24 protein-coding genes and 1 tRNA gene are annotated in these 24,714 nt (G+C 73.1%); 18 read left to right on the top strand and 7 right to left on the bottom strand.

Annotation, left to right across the window (positions count from 1 at the left end; all coding sequences use genetic code 11):
* The first annotated feature begins 231 nt into the window (after positions 1-231).
* The 4 genes from lepA (at position 232) to BLW04_RS11055 (ending at position 5,194) form a co-directional block, all read left to right on the top strand.
* Positions 232-2,070, top strand: a complete 1,839-nt coding sequence (gene lepA / locus BLW04_RS11040) for a translation elongation factor 4 (RefSeq protein ID WP_091540254.1) — start codon at positions 232-234, stop codon at positions 2,068-2,070.
* Positions 2,067-2,729: an MOSC domain-containing protein gene (locus tag BLW04_RS11045; RefSeq protein ID WP_091540257.1), complete on the top strand. Its 663-nt coding sequence runs from the start codon at positions 2,067-2,069 to the stop codon at positions 2,727-2,729. Before lepA ends, BLW04_RS11045 begins: the two co-directional genes overlap by 4 nt.
* Before the next feature lie 64 nt (positions 2,730-2,793).
* Complete coding sequence (locus BLW04_RS11050) at positions 2,794-3,495, top strand: LppX_LprAFG lipoprotein (RefSeq protein WP_091540260.1); 702 nt, start codon at positions 2,794-2,796, stop codon at positions 3,493-3,495.
* 16 nt (positions 3,496-3,511) lie between these two features.
* Complete coding sequence (locus BLW04_RS11055) at positions 3,512-5,194, top strand: MFS transporter (protein WP_254781330.1); 1,683 nt, start codon at positions 3,512-3,514, stop codon at positions 5,192-5,194.
* Here BLW04_RS11055 and BLW04_RS28350 read toward each other — a convergent pair.
* Both BLW04_RS28350 and BLW04_RS25870 read right to left on the bottom strand, forming a co-directional pair.
* Complete coding sequence (locus tag BLW04_RS28350; protein WP_254781332.1) at positions 5,184-5,363, bottom strand: hypothetical protein; 180 nt, start codon at positions 5,361-5,363, stop codon at positions 5,184-5,186. The two genes, BLW04_RS11055 and BLW04_RS28350, sit on opposite strands and share 11 nt — an antisense overlap.
* Positions 5,364-5,448: 85 nt before the next feature.
* Positions 5,449-6,435 (bottom strand): LysR family transcriptional regulator, encoded by a 987-nt coding sequence (locus tag BLW04_RS25870; protein ID WP_175484009.1) that lies wholly within the window; start codon positions 6,433-6,435, stop codon positions 5,449-5,451.
* A 276-nt stretch (positions 6,436-6,711) separates the two neighbouring features.
* Here BLW04_RS25870 and BLW04_RS11070 point away from each other — a divergent pair, with 276 nt between their 5' ends.
* From BLW04_RS11070 to BLW04_RS11085, 4 genes are read left to right on the top strand one after another with little or no spacing between them, the layout of a single operon-like run.
* Complete coding sequence (locus BLW04_RS11070) at positions 6,712-7,851, top strand: acyl-CoA dehydrogenase family protein (protein WP_091540266.1); 1,140 nt, start codon at positions 6,712-6,714, stop codon at positions 7,849-7,851.
* Positions 7,848-8,921 carry an enoyl-CoA hydratase/isomerase family protein gene (locus tag BLW04_RS11075; RefSeq protein WP_091540270.1) on the top strand — a complete coding sequence of 358 codons (1,074 nt, stop codon included), beginning with the start codon at positions 7,848-7,850 and terminating at the stop codon, positions 8,919-8,921. The genes BLW04_RS11070 and BLW04_RS11075 overlap by 4 nt, the downstream gene beginning before the upstream one ends.
* On the top strand, positions 8,918-9,841 hold the full coding sequence (mmsB, locus tag BLW04_RS11080; protein WP_217630986.1) for a 3-hydroxyisobutyrate dehydrogenase: 924 nt from the start codon (positions 8,918-8,920) through the stop codon (positions 9,839-9,841). The genes BLW04_RS11075 and mmsB overlap by 4 nt, the downstream gene beginning before the upstream one ends.
* Complete coding sequence (locus BLW04_RS11085; protein ID WP_091540273.1) at positions 9,838-10,614, top strand: enoyl-CoA hydratase; 777 nt, start codon at positions 9,838-9,840, stop codon at positions 10,612-10,614. The genes mmsB and BLW04_RS11085 overlap by 4 nt, the downstream gene beginning before the upstream one ends.
* Before the next feature lie 91 nt (positions 10,615-10,705).
* Here BLW04_RS11085 and selD read toward each other — a convergent pair whose 3' ends face one another.
* Positions 10,706-11,713, bottom strand: coding sequence for a selenide, water dikinase SelD (gene selD, locus BLW04_RS11090; RefSeq protein ID WP_091540277.1), 1,008 nt, complete (start codon positions 11,711-11,713; stop codon positions 10,706-10,708).
* Positions 11,714-12,033: 320 nt separating this feature from the next.
* Between selD and BLW04_RS11095 the strand changes: the two genes are divergently transcribed.
* The 9 genes from BLW04_RS11095 (at position 12,034) to BLW04_RS11130 (ending at position 21,044) form a co-directional block, all read left to right on the top strand.
* A complete protein-coding gene (locus tag BLW04_RS11095; RefSeq protein ID WP_091540280.1) occupies positions 12,034-13,005 on the top strand; it encodes a carbohydrate ABC transporter permease in 972 nt (323 codons plus the stop codon).
* Complete coding sequence (locus BLW04_RS11100) at positions 13,002-13,910, top strand: carbohydrate ABC transporter permease (RefSeq protein WP_091540283.1); 909 nt, start codon at positions 13,002-13,004, stop codon at positions 13,908-13,910. Before BLW04_RS11095 ends, BLW04_RS11100 begins: the two co-directional genes overlap by 4 nt.
* Before the next feature lie 56 nt (positions 13,911-13,966).
* Complete coding sequence (locus tag BLW04_RS11105) at positions 13,967-15,352, top strand: ABC transporter substrate-binding protein (protein ID WP_091540284.1); 1,386 nt, start codon at positions 13,967-13,969, stop codon at positions 15,350-15,352.
* A gap of 56 nt (positions 15,353-15,408) precedes the next feature.
* A tRNA-OTHER gene (locus BLW04_RS26665) sits at positions 15,409-15,504 on the top strand.
* Between the two features lie 206 nt (positions 15,505-15,710).
* A complete protein-coding gene (locus tag BLW04_RS11110; RefSeq protein ID WP_091540289.1) occupies positions 15,711-16,193 on the top strand; it encodes an ABC transporter substrate-binding protein in 483 nt (160 codons plus the stop codon).
* The gene (locus BLW04_RS11115; protein ID WP_091540292.1) at positions 16,194-17,387 is read left to right on the top strand and encodes an ABC transporter substrate-binding protein; all 1,194 of its coding nucleotides are present in this window, start codon (positions 16,194-16,196) and stop codon (positions 17,385-17,387) included. It abuts the gene before it with no gap.
* 80 nt (positions 17,388-17,467) lie between these two features.
* Positions 17,468-18,796 carry an L-seryl-tRNA(Sec) selenium transferase gene (gene selA / locus BLW04_RS11120; RefSeq protein WP_091540296.1) on the top strand — a complete coding sequence of 443 codons (1,329 nt, stop codon included), beginning with the start codon at positions 17,468-17,470 and terminating at the stop codon, positions 18,794-18,796.
* On the top strand, positions 18,787-20,553 hold the full coding sequence (selB, locus tag BLW04_RS11125) for a selenocysteine-specific translation elongation factor (RefSeq protein ID WP_254781335.1): 1,767 nt from the start codon (positions 18,787-18,789) through the stop codon (positions 20,551-20,553). The genes selA and selB overlap by 10 nt, the downstream gene beginning before the upstream one ends.
* Positions 20,550-21,044 carry a GNAT family N-acetyltransferase gene (locus BLW04_RS11130; protein ID WP_175484010.1) on the top strand — a complete coding sequence of 165 codons (495 nt, stop codon included), beginning with the start codon at positions 20,550-20,552 and terminating at the stop codon, positions 21,042-21,044. The genes selB and BLW04_RS11130 overlap by 4 nt, the downstream gene beginning before the upstream one ends.
* A 200-nt stretch (positions 21,045-21,244) precedes the next feature.
* Here BLW04_RS11130 and BLW04_RS11140 read toward each other — a convergent pair whose 3' ends face one another.
* From BLW04_RS11140 to BLW04_RS11150, 4 genes are all read right to left on the bottom strand, one after another.
* Complete coding sequence (locus BLW04_RS11140) at positions 21,245-21,514, bottom strand: type II toxin-antitoxin system Phd/YefM family antitoxin (protein ID WP_091540303.1); 270 nt, start codon at positions 21,512-21,514, stop codon at positions 21,245-21,247.
* 217 nt (positions 21,515-21,731) lie between these two features.
* Positions 21,732-21,896: a hypothetical protein gene (locus tag BLW04_RS26670; RefSeq protein ID WP_175484011.1), complete on the bottom strand. Its 165-nt coding sequence runs from the start codon at positions 21,894-21,896 to the stop codon at positions 21,732-21,734.
* Positions 21,897-21,935: 39 nt separating this feature from the next.
* Positions 21,936-22,721, bottom strand: a complete 786-nt coding sequence (locus BLW04_RS11145; RefSeq protein WP_091540306.1) for an enoyl-CoA hydratase-related protein — start codon at positions 22,719-22,721, stop codon at positions 21,936-21,938.
* A complete protein-coding gene (locus BLW04_RS11150; RefSeq protein ID WP_091540311.1) occupies positions 22,718-23,254 on the bottom strand; it encodes a hypothetical protein in 537 nt (178 codons plus the stop codon). The genes BLW04_RS11145 and BLW04_RS11150 overlap by 4 nt, the downstream gene beginning before the upstream one ends.
* Positions 23,255-23,343: 89 nt before the next feature.
* Between BLW04_RS11150 and hemW the strand changes: the two genes are divergently transcribed.
* Positions 23,344-24,585, top strand: a complete 1,242-nt coding sequence (gene hemW, locus BLW04_RS11155; RefSeq protein WP_254781338.1) for a radical SAM family heme chaperone HemW — start codon at positions 23,344-23,346, stop codon at positions 24,583-24,585.
* The last annotated feature ends 129 nt before the right edge of the window (positions 24,586-24,714 follow it).

Consider the following 24,714-nt stretch of genomic DNA (forward strand, 5'->3'; position numbering starts at 1 on the left):
TCCGTGCAGGTGACGACGACAGCCGGACCGGGGGAGAAGCCGCCCTGTCGAGGCGAGATGCCCACCACCGGCGAGCCCAGCGCCTCGTCGATCTCCGCGCGCAGTCCGGCCGGGAGCTGGGCGTAGGGAAGGCGCGGACTACCGGGGAGGGGCACCCCTTCACCGTGCGGGACGATGTCGTCCCAGGCAATCGCTTTGCCGCGCGCCGGTCCGTGGGACGATGGGCGCACTGTGACTGCTCCCGCCTCCACTGACCCGGCCCGCATCCGGAACTTCTGCATCATCGCCCACATCGACCATGGCAAGTCGACGCTGGCCGACCGGATGCTGGAGGTCACCGGCATCGTCGAGGGACGCGCGATGCGCGCCCAGTACCTCGACCGGATGGACATCGAGCGCGAGCGCGGCATCACCATCAAGTCCCAGAACGTCCGGCTGCCCTGGATTCCGCGCAGCGGGGAGTTCGCGGGCACTGAGCACGTGCTGGACATGATCGACACCCCTGGCCACGTGGACTTCACCTACGAGGTGTCCCGGTCGCTGGCCGCCTGCGAGGGCGCTGTGCTGCTCGTCGACGCCGCGCAGGGCATCGAGGCGCAGACGCTGGCCAATCTGTACCTGGCCATCGAGAACGACCTGACGATCATCCCGGTGCTCAACAAGATCGACCTCCCGGCCGCCCAGCCGGAGAAGTTCGCCGCGGAGATCGCGCACATCATCGGCTGCAAGCCCGACGAGGTGCTGCGGGTCAGCGGCAAGACCGGGGAGGGCGTCCCGGAGCTGCTGGACCAGATCGTCGCGAAGATCCCGGCCCCGACGGGCCGCGCCGAGGGCCCCGCCCGGGCGCTGATCTTCGACTCCGTCTACGACATCTACCGCGGCGTCATCACCTACGTGCGGGTCTTCGACGGCCGGATCTCCGGCCGCGAGCGGATCAAGATGATGTCGAACAACGTCACCCACGAGCTGCTGGAGATCGGCGTCATCTCCCCAGAGCCCAAGCCGGTGGAGAGCCTGGGCGTGGGGGAGGTCGGCTACTTCATCACCGGGGTGAAGGACGTCCGGCAGTCCCGGGTCGGTGACACCGTGACCCTGCAGCACGCCCCGGCGAAGGAGTCCCTCGGCGGCTACCGCGACCCCAAGCCGATGGTCTACTCCGGGCTCTACCCGATCGACGGCAGCGAGTACCAGCTGCTTCGCGAGTCGCTGGACAAGCTGCTGCTCAACGACGCCGCGCTGGTCTACGAGCCGGAGACCTCCGCCGCACTCGGGTTCGGTTTCCGGGTCGGCTTCCTCGGCCTGCTGCACCTGGAGATCGTGCGGGAGCGGCTCGAGCGGGAGAGTGGGCTGAGCCTGATCTCCACCGCGCCCAACGTCGTCTACCGGGTGGTGATGGAGGACGGCTCCGAGCACGTCGTCACCAACCCCAGCGACTGGCCGCACGGCAAGATGGACAAGATCTTCGAGCCGATCGTCAGCGCCACGGTGATCGCGCCCAGCGACTACACCGGCGCCATCATGGAGCTCTGCCAGGGTCGCCGCGGCAGCCTCTCCGGGATGGACTACCTGTCGGAGTCCCGGGTCGAGCTGCGGTACACGCTGCCCCTCGGCGAGATCATCTTCGACTTCTTCGACGCGCTGAAGTCACGCACGCGCGGCTACGCGAGCCTGGACTACGCCGAGGCCGGCGAGCAGGAGGCCGATCTCGTCAAGGTCGACATCCTGCTGCAGGGCGAGGCCGTCGATGCCTTCTCCTCGATCGTGCACCGGGACAAGGCCTACGGCTACGGCGTGATGATGGCCGGCAAGCTGCGGGAGCTGATCCCGCGCCAGCAGTTCGAGGTGCCGATCCAGGCCGCCGTCGGCGCCCGGGTCATCGCCCGCGAGACCGTCCGCGCGATCCGCAAGGACGTGCTGGCCAAGTGCTACGGCGGTGACATCACCCGCAAGCGCAAGCTGCTGGAGAAGCAGAAGGAGGGCAAGAAGCGGATGAAGATGGTCGGCCGCGTCGAGGTCCCCCAGGAGGCCTTCGTGGCCGCGCTCTCCAACGCCGAGCCCACCAAGAAGTGAGCTCGACCGGCCGGGTCGAGGCGGTCTGCGTCGCAGGCGTCGACCTGCTGCCGCTGCCCGGCCGTCGGCCCGACCGCAGCGGTATCGACAAGCGGCCGGTCGGTGGCCGGGTCGCCGTCGGCGAGCTCGGCCTGGACGGCGACGTCCAGGTCAACCGCCGGCACCACGGCGGGGAGGGCCAGGCGGTCTACGCCTACGCCCAGGACGACGCCGACTGGTGGGCCGCCGAGCTGGACCGCGACCTGCCCCCGGGCCGCTTCGGAGAGAACCTGCGGACGACGGGCCTGGACCTCGTCGGCGCCGTCCTCGGTGAGCGGTGGCAGGTCGGGACGGCGCTGCTCGAGGTGACCGCCTGGCGCACCCCGTGCGCCAACTTCGCCCGCTACTGGGCCATCCCGGACCTGGTCAAGCGGTTCGCAGCGCACGGCGCCACCGGTGCCTATCTGCGGGTCCTCGAACCGGGTCACCTCGCGGCCGGCGACGTCGTCGAGGTCGTCTCCCGCCCCGACCACGGGATCACCGTCGGGCGGGCCTTCCGGATCGCCATGACGGAGAAGTCCCGGCTCCCCGACCTCGCCCCGGCGCTCCACCACCTGCCGGTCAAGGACCAGCCGAAGCTGGCGGCCACGATCGAGCGGCGGCTCGCCGCGCGGGCGTGAGAACGCGGCCGCGCTACTGTCCGGCCCGGTACGCCGGGCGCCCGCCCCGGCAACGGGGGGGACCATGCGGCAGCGCCGCCGAGGCACGGCACTCGCCATCCTCGCCATCCTCGCCGTCCCCGCGTTCGCCGCCTGCAGCAGCGACCCGGCGGAGTCGGCCACCGACCTGCTCGCCCGGGCCCGGACGACGCTCGACGACACCCGCAGCGTGCACTTCGTCCTGGAAAGCACGGGTGCCCCGGCCACCGGCACCGTGCTGCTCGGCGGGATGGGCGACCTCGCCCGACCCGCCTCCTTCAGCGGGACGTTGCGCGTGCAGGCAGTGGGCTCGGCGATCGACGTCAACGCGGTCTCCGTCGACGGCACCGTCTACGCCCAGCTGCCGTTCCAGCAGACCTACAGCATTGTCGACCCCGCGCAGTTCGGCGTCGGTGACCCCGGCGCCCTGCTCGACCCAGACACCGGCATCTCCCCGCTGCTCACCTCCGCCGAGGACGCGAAGCTCGGGAAGGAGAAGCGGGTGGGCGGGGAGGTGGTCCGCGAGGTCACCGCGCAACTGCCCGGGGACCTCGTCGCGCAGGCGCTCACCAGCAAGGAACCCAGTCAGCCGGTGCAGGCCCGGCTGTCCATCGCCACCGACAGCGGACAGCTGCGCCGGGTCGAGCTGACCGGCCCGTTCTTCACCGCCGGAGATGACGCGACGTACACGCTGGAGCTGTCCGACTTCGGGGCCGATGTCCAGATCACCGCACCCCCCACCGGCTGAGCCGGCCGCCCCGCCCTTGCCCGGGCTGGGGCTGGTCGTCCTCGCAGCGCTCGCGGTCCTGGTTACCGCGGCCGACACCTACGTCGTCGTCCTGGCGTTGCCCGACGTCCTGGTGGGCATCGGGGTCGGGATCGACGAACTCCAGCGGGCCACTCCCATCGTCGGCGGCTTCCTGCTGGGCTACACCGCCACGCTGCCGCTGCTGGGCGGGCTGGCCGACCTGCGCGGCCGGGTCCCCGTCCTGGTCGGGTGCCTGCTCCTCTTCGCGGCCGGCTCGCTGCTGACCGCCACCGCCCTGGGCCTCGGTCAGGCAGTGGCCGGACGCGGGCTGCAGGGCGTCGGGGCCGGTGGCCTGGTGCCGGCCACCCTCGCGCTGGTCGCCGACCGATGGCCGCCAGAGCGCCGGGCGCTCCCGCTGGGCGTGGTGGGAGCCGTGCAGGAGGCCGGCGCGGTGCTCGGCCCGCTGGCCGGGGCCGCGGTCCTCGCCGTGGCCGACTGGCGCGCCATCTTCTGGCTCAACCTGCTCCTGGCCCTCGGGCTGGCCATCGGCATCGTCGCCACCGGCCGCGTCCGCCGGCTCGACCCGCTGGGGACCGTCCTGGCCGCCCTGGCCGGTGTCGCGGTCGCGCTGCAGCTGGCGGCCCCCGCGGCGCTGGCCGAGGACGTCACGCTGGGCCTGCTCTACGTGCCCGTAGCCGAGGGGGCCAGCCCGCTGGTGTTGGTGGCCGCGCTGGCCGGGCTGGCGCTCGTCGTCCGCAGCTGGACGGTTCCGGCCGGCGCGGTGCTGCCGCTGCGCGGTCTGCGCTCGCTGGTCGCCGACGTCGACGTCCTGGGCTCCGGGCTGGTAATTGTCGCCCTGGGTGCCGTGGTGTGGGCCTTCGCCGCAGCCGACCCAGCGACCCAGGTGGTGGCGCACGGGCCCGTGCTGCTGCCGGTCGCGGTGCTGGCCGCGGGAGCGTTCGTGCTGCACGAGCGGCGGGCGCCCGACCCGGTGCTGCCGCTGGCCGTGCTGCGGCCGGTCGGCGCCTGGGGTGCCCTGGTGGTGAATGTGCTGGTGGGGGCGGCGCTGGTGGGGGCGGCACTGGTCGATGTGCCGTTGTTCGCCCGGTCCACCACCGCGCAGGGGGACCAGCTCGGTGCCGCCCTGGTGTTGCTGCAGCTGCTCGTCGCCGTCCCGGTCGGGGCGGTGGCCGGGGGCTGGCTGAGCCGCAGGGTGGCACCCCGGTTCGTCGCGGCGGCCGGGATGGCGCTCAGTGCGGGAGCGTTCGTCGTCATGACCGGCTGGGGCGAGCGGTCCCTGGAGGGTGCGGCGTCCACCGTCGTCCTGCTGGCGGCCGGGCTCGGGTTCGGACTGACGATCGCCCCGGTCAACGCCGTCCTGCTGGCCGTCACCCCACCCCGGGTGCACGGCAGCGCCGGTGCGCTGGCCGTCGTGGCGCGCACGGTCGGGATGCTGGTCGGGCTCTCGCTGCTGACCGCCGTCGCCCTCCGCCGATTCACCGCGGAGGTGGCCGTCATCGCCTCGCCCTTCCAGCAGTGCCCGCAGACTCCGGCGAACTGCCCGCCCTACGACGCGGCCACCAACGCCGCCGTGCTCACCCAGCTCCACACGGTGTTCGGCGGAGCGGCGGTCGCGGCGGCGCTGGCCGCGGTTGCCGCCCTGGTGCTGCTGCGGGGCGGGCGCCGGGTCAGAGGGTGAAGACGATCTTCCCTGCGGTGCGGCCCTCGAGCATCCGCTCGAACCTCTCGCGGGCCCGGTCCAGCGGCAGCTCGACGTCGATCTCGGCGCGGACGCCGGTGACCCGGCACATCTGGATGAGGGAGTCCAGCTCGTCCCGGGTGCCCATCGTGGAACCGATGACCGACAACTGGGTGAGGAAGACCCGGTTCAGCTCGGCGCCGGGGTTGCAGCCGGTGGTCGCATCGCAGATGACGACGCCGCCGCCGAGGCGGTCAGTCCGCTGTGCGTTGCAGCGGGGCGGGGATCACCGTGGGCACCCGCGCCTGGATGGCGGCTGCCGCAGCGCGGACCTCCGGACGACGGAGGTTCTCCGGGCGGCCGCTCATCCAGTAGGTGAGCACGACCGTCGCCTCGTCGGGGAGCACCCGGACGAGGTCGGGCGAGCGTGCGGCGAGGTAGGCGGGGAGCAGGCCGATGCCTGCACCGGAACGCGTCATCTCCAGCTGCGCCAGCACGCTCGTGGCGCCCAGGACCTCGGCACGCTGCGGGAACAGTCGGTCCAGCAGGTCCAGCTCGACCACTTGGAGCATGGACTCCACGTAGTAGACCGGTCGGTGCGCCGCCAGCTCGGCGAGGTGGCGGGGGTGCCCGAGCCGGTCCAGGTGCTCCGCTGTCGCGAACAGGCCGAGCTCATAGTCGGCGAGCTTGCTCACCGCCAGCCGGCGGGAGGCTGGGCGGGTCACCCCGATGTCCAGGTCGGCCGCCGGGCCGTACGCCGGCGTCGGCCGGGTGACCGAGGTCAGCTCGAAGCTGACCAGCGGGTGGTCGACGTGCAGCTGGGCCAGGGCGGGCGCCACGACGAGCACCCCGAACACCTCCGTGCAGGAGACCCGGACCAGGCCGTGCAGGTCGTCGTCAGCAGCCCGGCCGTCCGAACCCGGCAGCAGGGACAGCGCCGACTCGAGAGCCTCGGCGGCCGCCAGCGCCTCCCGCCCGGCGGACGTCAGCTCCCAGCCGCCCACGGCCGAGACGACCAGGCGAACGCCGAGTGCGCGTTCCAGGGAACCCACCCGGCGGGCGACCGTGGTGTGGTTGACGCCCAGCATCGTCGCGGCAGCGGTGTAGGTGCGCGCCCGGGCCACGGCGAGTAGTACCAGCAGGTCATGCGGGTCGACCAGGGTGCCCTCCTCGCCGTGTCGAGGTGCACATCCTTGCAGACTGCCAGTGCGCGCCTGCCCATCGACTGCATGCACCTGCACCGGGAGGATGGTGGCAGCCGCCACAGCCTGCGCCGCCGGTCCTCGGGCCGGCGGGCAGCCTCGCCCGGAACGCGACGTGCGCCCGCACGCCTGCAGGAGGTCCCATGTCGCCCGACTCCCCGTCCCTCGTCGCTGGCCGGCTCGGCCATGCGCCGCGGCTGCGGCCGCGCCGTCGCCGACTGCCCTGACCCGAAAGGCTGCCCCGTGTCCCCTCGACGGCGTCCGACCGCGCCCCAGTTCACGACCACCGGCCCCGCCGCACCGGCGGTGGTCTGAGTGTTCGCCCTCACCGAGGACCAGCGGGATCTCGCTGCCCTGGCCCGCGAGTTCGCGGCGGAGAACCTCGCTCCGCACGCGATCGAGTGGGACCGCGCCAAGCACTTCCCGGTCGACGTTCTCCAGCAGGCGGGGGAGCTGGGCATGGGCGGCATCTACGTACGCGAGGACGTCGGCGGGACGGGGCTGTCCCGGATGGACGCCGTCCTGATCATCGAGGCGCTGGCCACCGGCTGCCCGTCGATCGCCAGCTATGTGTCGATCCACAACATGGTCGCCTGGATGGTCGACCGCTACGGCAGCGACGACCAGCGCCTGCGCTGGCTGCCCGACCTCTGCTCGATGACCACGCTGGGCAGCTACTGCCTGACCGAGCCCGGGGCGGGCTCGGACGCTGCGGCACTGCGCACGCGCGCCGAGCGGGACGGCGAGGAGTACGTGCTCACCGGCGTCAAGCAGTTCATCTCAGGTGCCGGCGCGGCGGGGCTGTACATCGTGCTGGCCCGGACCAGTGACGACGGGCACCGGGGGATCAGCGCCTTCCTCGTCGAGCGCGACCAGCCGGGGGTCTCCTTCGGCCCGAACGAGGTCAAGATGGGCTGGAACGCCCAGCCCACCCGCCAGGTCGTGCTGGAGGGGGTGCGCGTGCCCGCCTCGTCCCGGCTCGGCGAAGAGGGAGAGGGCTTCCGGATCGCGATGTCCGGGCTCAACGGCGGCCGGCTCAACATCGCGGCGAGCTCGCTGGGCGGGGCGGGTGCGGCGCTGCAGCAGACCCTGACCTACATGCGGGACCGGCGCGCGTTCGGCTCGCCCCTCACCGCGTTCCAGGCCCTGCAGTTCCAGGTCGCCGACATGGCGACCGAGCTGGAGGCCGCCCGCACGCTCCTGTGGCGGGCCGCCTCGGCGCTGGACGCGGGGGAGTCGGACGCCGTCCGGTTGTGTGCCATGGCCAAGCGCTTCGTCACCGACGTCGGCTTCGACGTGGCCAACCGGGCCCTGCAGCTGCACGGCGGCTACGGATACCTCGCCGAGTACGGCATCGAGAAGATCGTCCGAGACCTCCGGGTGCACCAGATCCTGGAGGGCACGAACGAGATCATGCGTGTCATCATCGGCCGCGAGCTGGTGGGACAGGCATGAGCGCCCCGACGGAGGACAGCCACGTCCTGGTCCAGGTCGAGGGCGGCATCGGTCACCTCACGCTCAACCGGCCCCGGGCGATCAACGCGCTCTCGCACGACATGGTGCGCGTGGTCCAGGCGGCGCTGGACGAGTGGGAGCACGATGACGCGGTCACCGCGGTGCTGGTCGACGGTGCCGGCGAGCGCGGGCTGTGCGCCGGGGGTGACATCCGCGCCATCTACGACGACGCCCGCGCCGGCGGCGACGCATCGGCCCGGTACTGGGCCGACGAGTACCGGATGAACGCCCACGTCGCCCGCTACGGCAAGCCCGTGGTCGCCTTGATGGACGGCATCGTGATGGGTGGGGGAGTGGGGCTGGCCGGGCACGCCAGCCACCGGGTCGTGCGCGAGGACTCCGTGGTGGGCATGCCCGAGGTCGGGATCGGCTTCGTCCCCGACGTCGGCGGCACCTGGCTGCTCGCCCGGGCACCCGGGGAGCTGGGCACCCACCTGGCCCTCACGACCGACCGCATGGACGCCGGTGACGCCATCCACTGCGGCTTCGCCGACGCCTTCGTCCCCCAGGCCCGCCGCGACGAACTGGTCGCCGCGATCCGCGACGTCGGGCCGGACCAGGCCCTCCGGGACCTCGCGACGGCGCCGCCGGCGAGCGGGCTCGCCGGCCACCGGTCGTGGATCGACGAGTGCTACGCGGCCGACCACGTGGAGACCGTCCTCCAGCGGCTCGACAGCCGCGGGGAGGAGGCGCCGTCCGCGGCTGCCGGACGATTGCGTGCCTGGTCGCCGACCTCGCTGAAGGTGACCCTCCGGGCGCTGCGTGCGGCCCGGGGCGACGCGTCCCTCGGGGACACCCTGGTCCGTGAGTACCGCATCTCCTGTCGATGCCTCCGCGGGCACGACTTCCCCGAGGGCATCCGAGCCCAGGTCGTCGACAAGGACCGCACCCCCCACTGGGAGCCGGCGCGCCTGACCGAGGTGTCCGACGACGCCGTCGACACGTACTTCGCGCCGCTCGGCGACGAGGAACTCACGCTGACGCCGACCACCAGGAGGAACCACCCGTGACAGAGACACCGCGCGCCGTCGGCTTCATCGGTCTGGGGAACATGGGCGGTCCGATGGCGGCCAACCTGGTCGCCGCGGGTCACGCAGTGACCGGGTTCGACCTTTCGCCGGAGGCCAACGACGCCGCCCGCGCGGCGGGCGTTCCCATCGCCGGGTCCGCAGCCGAGGCGGTGGCCTCGGCCGAGTACGTCATCACCATGCTGCCGGCCGGACGCCACGTGCTGGGGGCCTACCAGGGCGAGGACGGACTGCTGGCCGCCGCTCCGGCCGGAACGCTGTTCATCGACTGCTCGACCATCGACGTCGCCGACGCCCGGACCGCCGCCGCGGCCGCGCAGGCCGCCGGCCACCGGGCCATCGACGCCCCCGTCTCCGGGGGTGTCGCGGGTGCCAGCGCCGGCACGTTGACCTTCATGGTCGGCGGGTCCGAGGAGGACATCGAGGCGGCCGAGCCGCTGCTCACGGTCATGGGCCGCAAGACCGTGCACTGCGGTGGTCCCGGCGCCGGCCAGGCCGCCAAGTTGTGCAACAACATGATCCTCGGCATCTCGATGATCGCCGTGAGCGAGGCCTTCGTCCTCGGCGAGGCGCTGGGCCTGTCGAACCAGGCGCTGTTCGACGTCTCCTCGACCGCGACCGGCCAGTGCTGGGCGCTCACCACGAATTGCCCGGTGCCCGGTCCGGTCCCGGCCAGCCCGGCCAACCGCGACTACCAGGCCGGGTTCGCCGCGGCCCTGATGGCCAAGGACCTGGGGCTGGCCGCCGACGCGGTGACCAGCAACGGCGTGCAGGCCACCCTCGGCCTGGCGGCCGCCGACATCTACCGGCAGCTCGCCGACGGGGAGCTGGCCGGACAGGACTTCTCCACGGTGATCAACCGGATCCGCGGGAACTCCGGCGCCGGGGCGGCCGACGCATGAACGAGCCCACCACGATCTCACTCGAGCGGCACGACCGGGTCGCCCTGGTCCGGCTGAACCGGCCGAAGGCGCTGAACGCGCTGAACACCCAGCTGATGCACGAGCTGACCGACGCCGTCGCCGAGCTGGACCGCGACCCCGGCGTCGGCGCGATCGTTCTCACCGGCTCGGCGAAGGCGTTCGCGGCCGGCGCCGACATCAAGGAGATGCAGCCCAAGGAGTTCTCCGACGTCTACGCGGCGGACTGGTTCTCCGAGTGGGACCGGCTGAGCCAGGTCCGGACGCCACTGGTGGCCGCGGTGGGTGGCTACGCCCTGGGTGGCGGCTGCGAGCTGGCGATGCTCTGCGACATCCTGCTGGCCGCCGACACGGCGACGTTCGGCCAGCCGGAGATCAAGCTCGGCGTCATCCCCGGCATCGGCGGCTCGCAGCGGCTCACCCGGGCCATCGGTAAGGCCAAGGCCATGGAGCTGTGCCTGACCGGCCGGACCATGGGCGCGGAGGAGGCCGAACGGGCCGGGCTCGTCTCCCGGATCGTCCCCGCCGACGACCTCGTGCGCGAGGCGCTGGAGTTGGCCGCGGTGATCGCCGGCATGTCCCTGCCGGTCGCCATGATGGTCAAGGAGAGCGTCAACCGCGCCTTCGAGACGACCCTCGCGGAGGGCGTTCGTTTCGAGCGTCGCCTCTTCCACGCGACGTTCGCGACGGCCGACCAAAAGGAGGGCATGGCCGCGTTCGTGGAGAAGCGGACCCCGGTCTTCCGGCACCGCTGACGCCCGCGGTACCCGCTTCGGCGCCGAAAGCGGGTACCGCCGTAACTCCGCTCCTCGGTCGCTGGCGCTCCCGGCGATGCTCCCGCGGCTGTCAGCGGACGATGACCGTGAACTCCGTCTGCGCGATGAACTCGCCGATCACCGGAGCGCCGGGGACCTCGCCGCCCAGCAGCAGCCCGCCGGAGGTCTGTGCGTCGGCCAGCAGCAGTGCCTCGTCCTCGCCGACCGCCGACAGGTCCGTGTGCGGCCGGACCCAGTCCAGGTTGCGCCGGGTCCCGCCGGAGACCCAGCCGTCGGCCAGCGCCTGCCGGGCCCCGGTCAGGTACGGGACGGCGGCTGCGTCGACGACGGCGGTCACCCCGCTGGCCCGGGCCATCTTGTGCAGGTGCCCGAGCAACCCGAACCCGGTGACGTCGGTGCCGGCGCGGATGCCCGCGGCCACGGCGGCCCGGCCGGCCTCGGCGTTGAGCGCGGTCATCGAGGCGACCGCCTCCGCCGACACCTCGCCGGTGTTCTTGTGCCGGCTGTTGAGCACGCCGACGCCGAGCGGCTTGGTCAGCGACAGCGCCGTCCCGGCCACCGCCGCGTCGTTGCGGATCAGCCGGTCCAGGTCGACCAGGCCGGTGACGGCCATACCGTACTTGGGCTCCGGGTCGTCGATGGAGTGCCCGCCGCCGACGTGGCAGCCGGCCTCGTGGGCGACCTCCAGCCCGCCGCGCAGGACCTCGGCGGCGAGCTCGGCGGGCAGCACGTCACGCGGCCAGCCCAGCAGGTTCACCGCAACGACCGGGGTGCCGCCCATGGCGTAGACGTCGGAGAGCGCGTTGGCCGCGGCGATCCGGCCGAAGGTGTAGGCGTCGTCGACCACCGGGGTGAAGAAGTCGGTGGTCAGCACCAGCCCCTGGCCGCCGGCGATCCGGACCACCGCGGCGTCGTCCCCGTCGTCCAGGCCGACGACCAGTTCGGCGGCCGGGTCGGTCGGCTCTGTGCCGGCGAGCCCGGCGACCACGGCTTCCAGCTCGCCGGGCGGGATCTTGCAGGCACAGCCGCCGCCGTGGGCGTACTGGGTCAACCGGACGGGGGAGGCGAGCGCGGTCATGACAGCACGGTAGGTCGTCCGGACGACGGTCGCCGCATCCCCGGTTCGGGACGGCGCTGGACACAACTGCATCTCGCGTTGCCGATCTGTGTCCGGGATCGCGTCCCGTGCCGTTATCTTCTGCCCGTGAGTACGCGCAACGGGGTGCGGGACGGCCGCGGCCCTCTCGTCGACCCCGCACCGGGTCGTCGTCGGAAGTTCGACCCATGGACACCTGACGGCGGTCCTGCGGCCCCGGCCGCCCGGCACGCTGCTCCACGGTCGGCCGGGACGTCCCCGGCGCGGGCAGGGGGGCGGTCCCGGATGGGTCTGGAGACGTCATGGCGTCGGTAGCGGCGCCGCCGATGGAGGTCCCCGGCGCTGCGCCCGGCTCCCCGCCGGCCCCGCGCGCCCGGACCCGCCGCCGGCGGCGGCCCAGCCGGCGGAACCGGCGCGACTACCTGGTCTTCCTCGCCTTCGCTGCGCCCAACCTGCTGCTCATCGCGTTCTTCACCTACCGGCCGCTGTTCTCCAACATCTACTACTCGACGCTGAACTGGACCCTCGGTTCGCCCTACGCGACCCCGATCGGGCTGGGCAACTACCAGGAGTTCTTCAGCTCCCCGGGCACCGGTCGGATCCTGACCACGACCCTGGTGTTCACCGTCGCCACCGTCGGCGGGTCGATGGTCCTGGGGCTGCTGGTCGCCCTCGCGCTGAACCGGCGGGTGCGCGGCGGCGGGTTCGCCCGGGCCGCGGTGTTCTCCCCGTTCGTGCTGTCCGGGGTGGGTGTCGGGCTGGTCTGGCTGTTCATCTTCGACCCGGTGGTCGGCGTCCTCGGTGCGATCCTGCGGGCCTTCGGCAGCTCCAGCCCGCAGTGGTTCAACGACCCGACGCTCAGCCTGGTCATGGTGATCATCGTCTACGTCTGGAAGAACCTGGGCTACGCCGCGGTGATCTACCTCGCCGGTCTGCAGTCGATCAACAAGGACCTGCTCGAGGCCGCCGCGATCGACGGCGCCAGCTCCCGGCGCACCTTCTTCTCGATCGTGCTGCCGCTGCTGTCGCCGACCACCTTCTTCCTGCTGGTCACCACCATGCTCAACTCGCTGCAGGCCTTCGACCTGCTCCGCATCATGACGCCGCTGGGCCGGGGGACGACGACGCTGATCTTCGACGCATACCTGCAGGCCTTCGGCGGCTCCAACCGGGCCGGCTACTCCGCGACGGTGTCCACGGTGCTCTTCGCGCTGCTGGTGCTGTTGACGGTCTTCCAACTGACCGTCCTCGAGCGCCGGGTGCACTACCGGTGACCGCGCTGCTGGACCCCACCGACCCTCGACCGGCCGAGCAGACGTCGGAGCCCCGCCGGTCCGGGCCGCTGTCGCGGAGGAACCTGGTCGCCACGATCACCACCGGCTACCTGCCGATCCTGCTGGCCACCGCGGTCGTCGTCCTCCCACTGGTGTGGATGGCGCTGGCCTCGTTCAAGAGCCCGGGGGAGCTGCTCACCCAGCGCCCCAGCGTGCTGCCGGACTCCTTCGCGCCCACGAACTACACCGACGCCGCACGCAGCGTGCCGTTCGGGCGGCTGTTCCTAAACTCGGCGATCGTCACCGTGGTCGGCGCCGGGCTGAAGGTCGTGCTGGCGGTGCTCACCGCGTACGCGCTGGTCTTCGTCCGCTTCCCCGGCAAGCGGATCATCTTCATCCTCGTGCTGGCCACGCTGATGGTCCCGCCGCAGGTTTCCGTGCTGCCCAACTACGTGCTGATCAGCAGCCTCGGTGGGCAGGACACCTACTGGGGGATCATCCTGCCGGGCCTGGGCACCGGGTTCGCCACGTTCCTGCTGCGCCAGCAGTTCCTCAGCCTGCCGCTGTCGATCCTGGAGGCCGCCGAGATCGACGGCGCGAGCCACTGGCGCCGGCTCACCCGGATCGTGGTGCCGATCTCCACGCCGGCCATCGCCACCGTCGCGCTGGTCAACATCGTCTTCGAGTGGAACGAGTACCTCTGGCCGCTGGTCATCGTCTCCGACCCGCACATGATGACCCTGCCGGTCGGGCTGACCCTGCTGGCCAACAGCGAGAGCGGGGCGGACTCCTACGGGATCGTCATGGCCGGCACCGTGCTGGTGCTCGTCCCGGTGCTGGTCGTCTTCGCCGCCTTCCAGCGCTACATCGTCTCCGGGCTGACCCAGGGGGCCGTCAAGGACTGACGACTCCCGCTTCCGGCCCAGCCACCACTCCGCCCCATCCGTCCTCAGGAGACCCCATGTCAGCCACGCCGCCGTTCCGCCCCGGGACCCTCGCATCCGCCGCCCTGGACCGCCGCCGTTTCCTCGGCCTGGCCGGTCTCGGCCTGTCCGCTGCCGCCCTCGCCGCCTGCAGCGGTCCCTCGACCGCCCCCGGCGCCCGTGCGTCGGCCGCGGCCACCGGCATCGACTACTCCGGGGTGAAGCCCGCCGCGGAGATCACCTGGTGGTCGAGCAACCCCGGCTCGTCGCAGGAGGTCTCCCAGCAGATCGTCGACGCCTTCCACGCCTCCCAGCCCGACATCAAGGTCAGCCTGGTCACCGCGGGCGCCAACTACGAGGAGATCGCGCAGAAGTTCCAGGCCGCGCAGTCCGGCGGCCAACTGCCGGACCTGATGGTCTTCTCCGACGTGTGGTGGTTCCGCTACTTCATGCAGGACTCGATCGTCCCGCTGGACCCGCTGATGGACGCCGTGGGCATCGAGACCGACGACTACCGCGACTCGCTGCTGGCCGACTACCAGTACGAGGACTCCCAGTGGGCCATCCCGTGGGCCCGCTCGACGCCGCTCTTCTACTACAACAAGGCCCACTGGGCCGCCGCCGGCCTTCCCGACCGGTCGCCGAAGACCTGGGACGAGTTCAGTGAGTGGGCGCCGAAGCTGCAGGCGGCCGGCACCGGCGTCCAGCACGCCTTCCAGCACCCGGCGCTGGCCGGTTACGCGGGCTGGAGCTTCCAGAACAACCTGTGGGGCTGGGGTGGCGGCTGGTCGAAGAAGGGCTCGTTCGACATCACCTGCAACTCCGAGCCGTCGGCGGCCGCGATCCAGTTCCTGCAGGACTCGGTCTACAAGAACGGCTGGGCCGGGGTCGCCAGCAACGACTCGGTCAACGACCTGACCGCCGGGGCGGCCAGCGCGACGATCGCCTCCACCGGCAGCCTGGTCACCGTCCTCAAGGCCGCCCAGTTCGACGTCGGCGCCGGTTTCCTGCCCGGTGGTCCGAAGGAGATTTCTCCCGTCTGCCCGACCGGTGGCGCCGGGGTGGGTATCCCCAAGGACATCCCCAAGGAGAACCAGCTCGCCGCGGCCACCTTCATCAAGTTCCTCACCTCGCCGGAGAACGCGGTCACCTTCTCCAAGGCCACCGGTTACCTGCCGGTGCGCAAGTCGGCCAAGGTCGACGACATCATCGCCGCCGCCCCGCAGGCGAAAGTCGCGATCGAGCAGCTGGACGTGACCCGCCCGCAGGACTGGGCCCGCGTCTTCCTGCCCGGCGCCGACCAGGAGATGGCCAAGACCTGCGCCAACATCCTGACCAGCCAGGCCGACGTACAGAGCGAGTTGGACGGGCTGAAGACGACCCTGGAGACGATCTACAACCGGGACGTCGCGCCGAACATCTGACCGCTGGGGCCGGTCCCGTGCAGCACCGGGCCGGGGCCGGCCCTAAGCTCGCTCCCGGAGGCGTCAGGGTGTCTGGTGGCCCCCGCGGCCTCTAAAGCCGACGTGACCGAGCAGCTCGGTCAGGCGGGTTCGATTCCCGTCCGCCTCCGCCAGCCACAGGGCCGGCCGGGAACCTCCCGGCCGGCCTTGCTCGTACCCACCGCCGGCACTGTTGCGCGCAACCCAATGGGCCACTACCGTCCGCCGGGGAGCGTGAGCCGGATCACAAACTGCGCAGCGCTCCTTGCGTCGAGCCGCCGGCGTCCGCCGTGCGGTCCGCCCGGGACGGCGCTGTCCCGGCCGCACGAGAGGCCCCCGCATGACCGCACCTCCGCAGGCCGCCGGCACCGTCCACGTCGTCGACCCGTCCCCGCTGAACTGGCTTTTCATCACCTGGAACACCATGGAAGAGCCCATCCGGATCGACGAGGCCGGACGCGTCGTCTACTCCCTCGCCGAGTCCTCGGAATGGCTCGACGACCGGACCCTGGAGCTCCGGCTGCGCCGCGGGGTCCGCTTTCAGGACGGCGAGCACTTCACCGCCCACAACATCAAGCAGAACTTCGACGAGATGCAGCGCTGGGCGGCTCCCCACCCGCCGGGCACCTGGCTGAACTTCCCACCGCAGTCCACCGCCGAGGTCGTCGACGACCACGTCCTGCGTTTCCACTTCCCCGGCCCGGACGGGCTGGCCATCGGCAAGTTCCGCGGCTTCCACGTCGCCTCCTCCGCCTTCTGGAACGGCAAGGACGCCCCCGGCTTCGGCTACAAGAAGTTCGGCTCGGGAGAGGGCCACTGGTAGGTGATCGACGAGCCGGGCCCGTGGGGCACCGGTCCGTTCACCCTGGTCCAGGGTGCTTCGTCGATCACCACCCGCAACGTCGTCATGAGCGCGGACCCCTACCGCGCGTCCTGGTTCATCGAGAGCGAGCAGCGTGATCCGCAGGTCGTGCTGGAGGCCAACCCCGACCACTGGAACCGCGCGGCCCGCGGCCCCCGCATCGAGCGGGCCGTGTTCCGCAACGACGTGACGCCGGACGAGGCGCTGCGGCTGGTGTGCGACACCGAGGGCGAAGTCGACATCGTCACCGAGGTGTCACCGGCGGACGCCCAGCGGGTGCAGGACTCCGCGCACGCCCGCCTGGTCGTCTGTGACGCCAACCGGGTCCTCGTCGGGATCCTCAACCGCAACAGCGACGCGCCGCTCGACGACCTCGGCGTCCGCCGCGCGCTGAACATGGCCATCGACCGGCAGGCGATCATCGAGCAGGGGCTGGCCGGGTATGCGTCGGTGATCCCGGCGCTGACCCCGAACTGGTGCAGTGGCTTCCCCGCCGGCGCGGTCCCTTACGAGCTGGACGCGGCGAGAGCCCGCGAGGCGTTCTCCCGCGGGTCCTGGCCTGCGCGCCGGCCGCTGCGGATCGCCACGCCCGAGCCGTTCGCCGGGATCGCGCACATGGTGGCAGCCAGCATCCGCTCGACCCTGGACCTGATGGTGGAGGTCATCGTGGTGCCTCCGGACCAGGCCCCGGGCGGTGCCCGGGCGCTGGTGGAGAAGAAGCTCGACCTGCCGTGGGACGTGCTGATCCACGCCTGGTTCGACCTCTCCTCCGAGGCGCCACCCGCCGCGGTGCACCGGGAGTTCTTCGGGCTAGACGGCGCCTTTCGGGCCGGCCCGCCGGACGACGCCTTCGACGCGCTGTTCGACGAGATGAAGGTGCAGCTGGACGGCGGGGCACTGGTTGCGGTGGCCGAGCGGATCGACGCGTACGTGCACGACCAGGCGCTGGCGCTGTTCATCTGCGCCCCGCAGGCGCTGTACGCGGTGAACGAGCACGTCACGTTCTCCCCGTACAAGACGACCTTCGAGCTCGCCGAGGTCACCGTCGACGACCGGCACTGGTCGGTCACCGGCGGTGGAGCGGAGCTCGGCGCACGGACCGCACGGTCGCAGTCGAAGCCGGGCTTCGCCGGCGCGGCCGGCAACGCCTGCTGACGCCGGCCGGCCCGGGCGGCGGATCCCCGCCCGGGCCGCCCTGCGCCGCTCCGGGCACCGACCTCCTACGCTCGGCGACGATGACCGCCGACCCGAGCGCCGACCCCCGCCGACGGGTGCCGCGCACCGACACGCTGCTCGCCGAACCGCAGGTGGCCGCTGCCGCCGGCCGGCTCGGGCGCGAGCTGGTCAAAACGGCCGTGCAGACCGTGCAGACGCGGGTGCGCAGCGGTGACCTGCCCCCCGAGGACGCCGTCGCGGCCGTGCTGGCGGCGCTGCCCGGCACGGCCGGCAGCCTGCAGCCGGTGCTCAACGCCACCGGCGTCCTGGTGCACACCAACCTCGGCCGGGCCCCGCTGTCGGCCGCGGCGGTCGAGGCGGTGGTCGCCGCCAGCGGCACCACCGACGTCGAGCTGGACCTGGCCACCGGACGGCGCGGTCCCCGCGGCGAGGCGGCGCTGTCGGCGCTGCTGGCCGCCGTCCCCGCCGCCGAGGCCGCCCTCGTGGTCAACAACTGCGCGGCCGCCCTCGCGCTGGTCGCCACCTGCTTCTGCGCCGGCCGGGAGCTGGTCATCGCGCGCGGGGAGCTGGTGGAGATCGGCGACGGGTTCCGCATTCCCGAACTGCTCACCGCCACCGGGGCCCGGCTCCGCGAGGTCGGGACGACGAACCGCGTCGCGCTGGCCGACTACACCGCGGCGCTGACCCCGGACACCGGCGCGGTGCTCAAGGTGCACCCCTCCAACTTCGTCGTCCGCGGCTTCACCCGGGCCGTCGAGGTCGCCGAGCTGGCACCCGCGCTCGCCGGCACCGGCGTCCCGCTGGTCGCCGACGTCGGCTCCGGGCTGCTCCGCCCGCACCCGCTGCTGCCCGACGAGCCGGACCTGCAGACCGCTCTGGCCGACGGCGCGGACCTGGTGCTGGCCAGCGGCGACAAGCTGTTCGGCGGCCCGCAGGCCGGGTTGGTGCTCGGCCGCGCCGACCTCGTGCAGCGGTTGCGCCGCTCTCCGCTGTACCGCGCGCTGCGGGTCGACAAGACGACCCTGGCCGCGCTGGAGGCGACCCTGCGCGGACCGCAGCCGCCGGTTCACCAGATGCTCGACGCCGACCCAGACATGCTCCGGAAGCGGGCCAGGGCGCTGGCCGCCCGGCTGGTCGACGGCGGGCTGGACGCGGTCGCCGTCGCCTCCACCGCCCGGGTCGGCGGGGGAGGAGCCCCGGAGTTCGAACTGCCCAGCTGTGCCGTCTCGCTGCCTGCCGCCTTTGCCGAGCCGCTGCGCCGCGGACCGCGGCCGGTGGTCGGCCACCTCGCCGGGGACCGCACCCTGCTCGACCTGCGCAGCCTGCTCCCGGCCCAGGACGACGCCCTGGCCGACGCGGTGCTCGCGGTAGCGCAGCGGTGGACGTGACCGGCGCCGGCATGGACGTCGTCGCCACTGCCGGGCACGTCGACCACGGCAAGTCCACGCTGGTCAAGGCACTGACCGGGATGGAGCCGGACCGCTGGGAGGAGGAGCGCCGCCGCGGGCTGACCATCGACCTGGGGTTCGCCTGGACGACGCTGCCTTCGGGTCGCCGACTGGCGGTCGTCGACGTCCCCGGGCACGAGAAGTTCGTCGGCAACATGCTGGCCGGCGTCGGCTCGGTGCCGGCCGCCCTCATCGTGGTTGCGGCGGACGACGGCTGGTCGGCGCAGACCGCCGAGCACGTCGCCGTCCTGGACGCCCTCGGCGTGCGGCACGGGCTGCTGGTCGTGACCAAGGCCGATGCCGCCGACCCGGCACCGGCGCTCGCCGACGCCCTGGACCGGCTGGCCGGCACGTCGCTGGGCAGACTGCCGGCCGTCGCGGCCAGCGCACGCACCGGCGCCGGCGTGCCCGAGGTCGCGGCGGCGCTGGAGTCGGTGCTGGCCGGGCTGCCCGCGCCGGACGTCACCGCGCCCGTGCGGCTGTGGGTCGACCGCGCCTTCACCATCCGCGGCGCCGGCACCGTGGTCACCGGCACGCTCGCCGCCGGCACCGTCGCGGTGAGTGACCGGCTGGAGCTCGGCGGGCGGCCGGTGACAGTGCGGGGGCTGCAGTCCCTCGGCGAGGCGGTGCCGACCGCGTCGGCCACCGCCCGGGTCGCGCTGAACCTGCGCGGCGTCGCGGTGGAGGAGGTCGCCCGTGGCGACGCCCTGCTGACCCCGGACGCCTTCCGGCGCACCGACGCCCTCGACGTCACGCTGGTCACGCCGGTCGAGGACCGGCTGCCGGCCGAGCTCGTCGTCCACGTGGGGTCGGCGACCGTCGCCGCGCGGGTGCGCCCACTCGACGGGTCGGCGCTGCGGCTGCGGCTGACCGAGCCGCTGCCGCTGCGGGTGGGCGACCGGCTGCTGCTGCGCGACCCCGGCACGCGCCGCGTGCTGGGCGCCGACGTGCGCGACGTCGACCCGCCGGAGCTGGGCCGGCGGGGGGCGGCCCGCACCCGCGCCGCCGAGCTCGCCGAACAGCCGCCGGGTGCGGGCGGGGCCCGCGCCGACCTGGCCCGGCGCCGGGTCGTGCGGCGGGTGGACTTCGTCGCGATGGGCTGGCCAGTGCCGCCCGAGGCGACGTCGACCGGGCCGTGGCTGCTGGCGCCGGGGCTGGTCGAGGAGCTCGCGGCCCGCGTGCTGCCGCTGGTGGCGGGCTACCGGAACCGGCTGCCGCTGGAGCCGGGGCCGCCGGTGGAGTGGGTGCGCCAGGAGCTCGGCCTGCCCGACGCCGAGCTGGTGGCCGGCGTCGTCCGGGCGCCACTGGCGCTGCGCGGCGGGCGGGTGGTGGTCGCCGGCGCCGGACTGCCGCCGGCGGTGCAGCGTGCCGTGGACGGCGTTCGGGCGCGACTGGCCGAGTCGCCGTTCGCCGCTCCGGAGGCCGGTGACCTGGCCGCCGCCGGGCTGGGTCCCCGTGAGCTGGCCGCCGCGGTGCGCGAGGAGCTACTGGTGCGGATCGCCGACGCCGTGTACCTGGCGCCCGGCGTCGAGGCAGAGGCGACGGCCCGGCTGGCGTCTGTGCCGCAGCCGTTCACCCTCAGCCAGGCCCGGACGGCGTGGGGGACCAGCCGCCGGGTCGCCGTCCCGCTGGCCGAGTGGCTCGACGCCCGCGGCGTCACCGAGCGGCTGCCGGACAACACCCGCCGACTGCGGTGACCGGCGTCCGGGCCGCCGCGGCCACCGACCTGCCCGGCCTGGACGAGGCGCTCGGTGCACCGCCGGGTGTCCACCGTTCGCTGTTCGCCCGGCACGAGGCGGGGGAGGCGGTGCTGTTTCTCGCGTTCGGCGAAGACGGGTGTCCGGTGGGCAGCGGACTGCTCCGCTGGCGGGCGCGTGAGGACGTCGTCCGCACGGCCTTTCCCGGCGCACCGGAGCTGTCCAACCTCCAGGTCAGCCCGGCCGCGCGCGGCCGCGGCTCCGGATCGGCGCTGATCGAGGCGATCGCGGCGCGAGCCGCGTCCGCCGGCTGCCCGACCCTCGGGCTGGCCGTGGGCGACGAGAACCCGGGCGCGGCGCGGCTGTACCTGCGGCTCGGCTTCACCGAGAACGGACTGCGCTACGTCGACCGCTACAGCTGGACCGACCTCACCGGCGAGGCCCATGACGAGGCTGACCCGGTGCGGTACCTGGTCCGGTACCTGCGCTGAGGAACCCGCCGGTTTCCGGTCGGCTCCACCGGTGGCCGGGAGGGGCCTGCCGACCCGTTGGGGGTTCTCGACGAGCGGGCCGAAGTGGAACTCGACGCAGGCCGTTGCGATCTTCTCCGGCAGGCGCAGCAGGTCGCGGGCAGCGCGAGCGGTGATCTGTATCTGATACGGCTCAGTGCCGTGCTCCGGCGTGAGCTCGCTCACCGGAACCCGGAGCGGGCGCTGATCTCGTCGTTGTCGGCGAACCGACCGGCTGCGGCGTCGGCCTGCCCTCCCGGACCGCCTTCGCGGCGCCGGGGGGTGTCGAGCATCTCCAAGGTCTCCTCGATGGAGGCGAGGTCGTCTACGGAGATGAGTACGGCGGCCGGGCGACCGTGTCGTGTGATGGTGACCCGTTCGTGGGTGCGCTCGACATCGGTCACGTACTCAGACAGCCGGTCACGAGCCTCGCCCAGCGGCACAGCGCTCATGGCGCTCAGGACAGCCAGAAGTACGGGCAAACACTACTGCTGCACGTGTCGCGACCCGACCTCGGATCCACTCGTCCGCGATCGGATACGGACCCACTGCCGGAAGGGCCCGACCTCACTGGCGTCTGGTCGGGCAGCGCGGCTGGTCGGCCGAGCGGTTCGGGGCCGTCCTCGCCGACGCCTGGACCCGGCTGATCTTGGCCTGACGGACGGGGGCTCAGCCCCCGGCGGCGCGGAGCAGCTGGTCGCGCTCGGCGTCCAGGTCGCGCTCGGGCAGCCGGCCGGTGTCGACGCTCTCGACCATGTCCTCCAGCCGCACCGGCACGGGCAGCTCCCGGAAGCGGCTTTCCCGGTCCTCCGCAGGCTGCGCCTGATGGGTCATGGCGTCAGCGTCCGCGCCCCGGCGGCGGCTGACAAGCGGTCACTCCGCGGCGGGCACCCAGCGGGCGGGCCGGTTCTCCCGGAACGCGGCGATGCCCTCCTGTCCCTCGGCGCTGGCGAAGAACCGGGCCGACAGGCTCGACAGGTTGGCAAACTGCTCCGACAGCGTCCCGGTCGGCGTGGACCGCAGCAGCCGCTTGGTCTCCGCCAGCGCAGCCGGAGCGCCTGCGCCCAGCGCGGTGACCTGCGCGGCCACCGTGGCGTCGACCTCGTCATCGGGCACGGCCAGGTCGACCAGCCCGCCGGCCGCCGCCGTGTCGGCGTCGAACACCTCGCCGGTGAGCATCAGCCGGTGCACCGCGTGGGGCAGCATCCGCGGCCGGACCACCGCCGAGATCACCGCCGGGACGACGCCGATCCGGACCTCGCTGAACGCGAAGGTGGCCGAGGCGCCGGCCACGACCACGTCGCAGGCCGCGAGCAGTCCGACCCCACCGGCGCGCGCCGGACCGCGGACGGCGGCGATGACCGGTTTCGGTGCCGACCACACCAGCTCGAGCAGCTCGGGGAACTCGTTGACCCCCTGGTCGGCGGCCGCACCGCCGGATGCCTCGGACAGGTCCATCCCGGAGCAGAACACCCGGCCGGTGTGGTCGAGCACCACGACCCGGACGGCGTCGTCGGCGAAGGCGTCGGTCAGCGCCTGCCGCAGCTGCGCCCGCATCGCGCGGGACAGGGCGTTGCGGTTGGCGGGGGAGTCCAGGGTCAACCGCGCCACACCGCGGGACACCTCGACGGACAGCACGCGCTCTGTTCCTGAGGTCACCGGGCCATCCTGCCGGGCCCGACAGCTGGCGCTGGGGGCGGTGCCGCCTCGCGCTGGTCCGTCGCGAGGACGGTGCGCCCAGCGACACGGGCGAAGCGTGCGACTTGGTCGTGGACCTTGTCGCTGATTGCGTCCAGTTGTTCCGCCGTCCGGGACTCCTTCATCGAGCGGGCCAGTTCCATTGCCGCGCGCGCCTCGCTCTCCACGTGCGGGTCGTTGCAGATCATGAGGACTTCGTAGAAGCGGCCCCATGCAGTCGCGCGGTTGCGCCGGACGTCTTCGGCCACGTCCGGGGCCTTCTTCTCGACCTTTTCCGTGCTACCCAACCGTGCCGTGACGTGCCACCGGTGTAGCTGGGCCCGGCGGTACTCGATGACCCCGGCGCAGAATGCCGAATACACCTCTACTCGGCGACGGCGCAGCTCTTCCGCTCGCTGGTTCGTCGTGTTGCGACGGAGGTTGAGCAGTCCGAACCCAAAGGTGAGCACGGCGACGACGACGGCGCTGCTGAACCCGACCCAGGCACTGCCCATCCCCCGAGCCAACCCACCGGCATGCCGAGCGACAAGGTGAGGACGGCGCGTCGCGGGGAGGTTGCAGCAGACGGTCACACTGGGAGGCAGTGACCACCACCCTGCCCCTGCTCGGCGCCGCCCGAGCCGTCCCGCCCGTGCTGCCGGCCGACCTTTCGATGTTGCCGGCGTCGGCCCGGGACAGCCTGGCGACGACGCCGTTCGGCCTCTACGTGCACGTGCCCTTCTGCGCCACCCGCTGCGGCTACTGCGACTTCAACACCTACACCTCCGACGAACTCGGTCCCGGCGCCACCCGCAGCGAGTACGCGGCCACCGCGATCGCCGAGCTCCGGCTGGCCGCCGACGTCCTGGGCCCCGACCGGCCGACGGTGCAGACGGTCTTCGTCGGCGGCGGCACGCCCACCCTGCTCCCGGCCGCCGACCTCACCGCGGTGCTGGCCGAGGTCCACGAGCTCTTCCCGGTCGCCGCGGACGTCGAGGTGACCACCGAGGCCAACCCGGAGTCGGTCACCCCCGCGTCGCTGGACACCCTGCGCGCCGGTGGGTTCACCCGGATCAGCCTGGGCATGCAGTCCGCCGCCGAGCACGTGCTCGCCGTGCTGGACCGCCGGCACACCCCGGGCCGGGCAGCGCAGGCCGCCCGGGAGGCCCGCGCGGCCGGCTTCGAGCACGTCAACCTGGACCTGATCTACGGCGCTCCCGGCGAGACCGATGCCGACTGGGCGGCCTCACTGGCCGCCGTCCTGGACGCCCCCGTCGACCACGTCAGTGCCTACGCGCTGATCGTCGAGCAGGGCACCCGGCTGGCCCGGCGGGTCGCCCGCGGTGAGCTGCCCATGCCGGACGACGACGTCCTGGCCGACCGCTACGAGGCCGCTGACCGGGTGCTCGCCGGCGCCGGACTGGGCTGGTACGAGGTCTCCAACTGGGCGCGGGACCGGGCGGCACGCTGCCGGCACAACGAGCTGTACTGGGCCAACGCCAACTGGTGGGGGATCGGACCGGGAGCGCACTCGCACGTCGGCGGGCTGCGCTGGTGGAACGTCAAGCACCCTGCCGCCTACGCCGACCGGCTCGCCGCCGGGCTGTCCCCGGCCGCGGACGCCGAGCAGCTCACCGCGGAGGACCAGGCGCTGGAACGGGTGATGCTGGGTCTGCGGCTGCGCGACGGGCTGCCGCTGGGTGCGCTGTCGGAGGCCGGCCGGCTGCGGGCCGCGGAGTCCGTCGTCCGCGGGCTGCTCGAGCCCGAGCCGCACGCCGCCGGGCTCGCCGTCCTCACCGACCGCGGCCGGCTGCTCGCCGACGCGGTGATCCGCGACCTGAGCTGAGCACATCGCGACCCTCCGGGCCGCACCGCGGCCAGGTGCCGTTCCCGGCTTCCGCTGAGCCGTTGCCCGCGGGCCCGGCGGAAGCCTGCGGCCCCGCGCCGGGCCAGCGGAGCCGACTTCGTCGGCGCA

Source organism: Modestobacter sp. DSM 44400 (assembly GCF_900107175.1).
Lineage (GTDB): Bacteria > Actinomycetota > Actinomycetes > Mycobacteriales > Geodermatophilaceae > Modestobacter.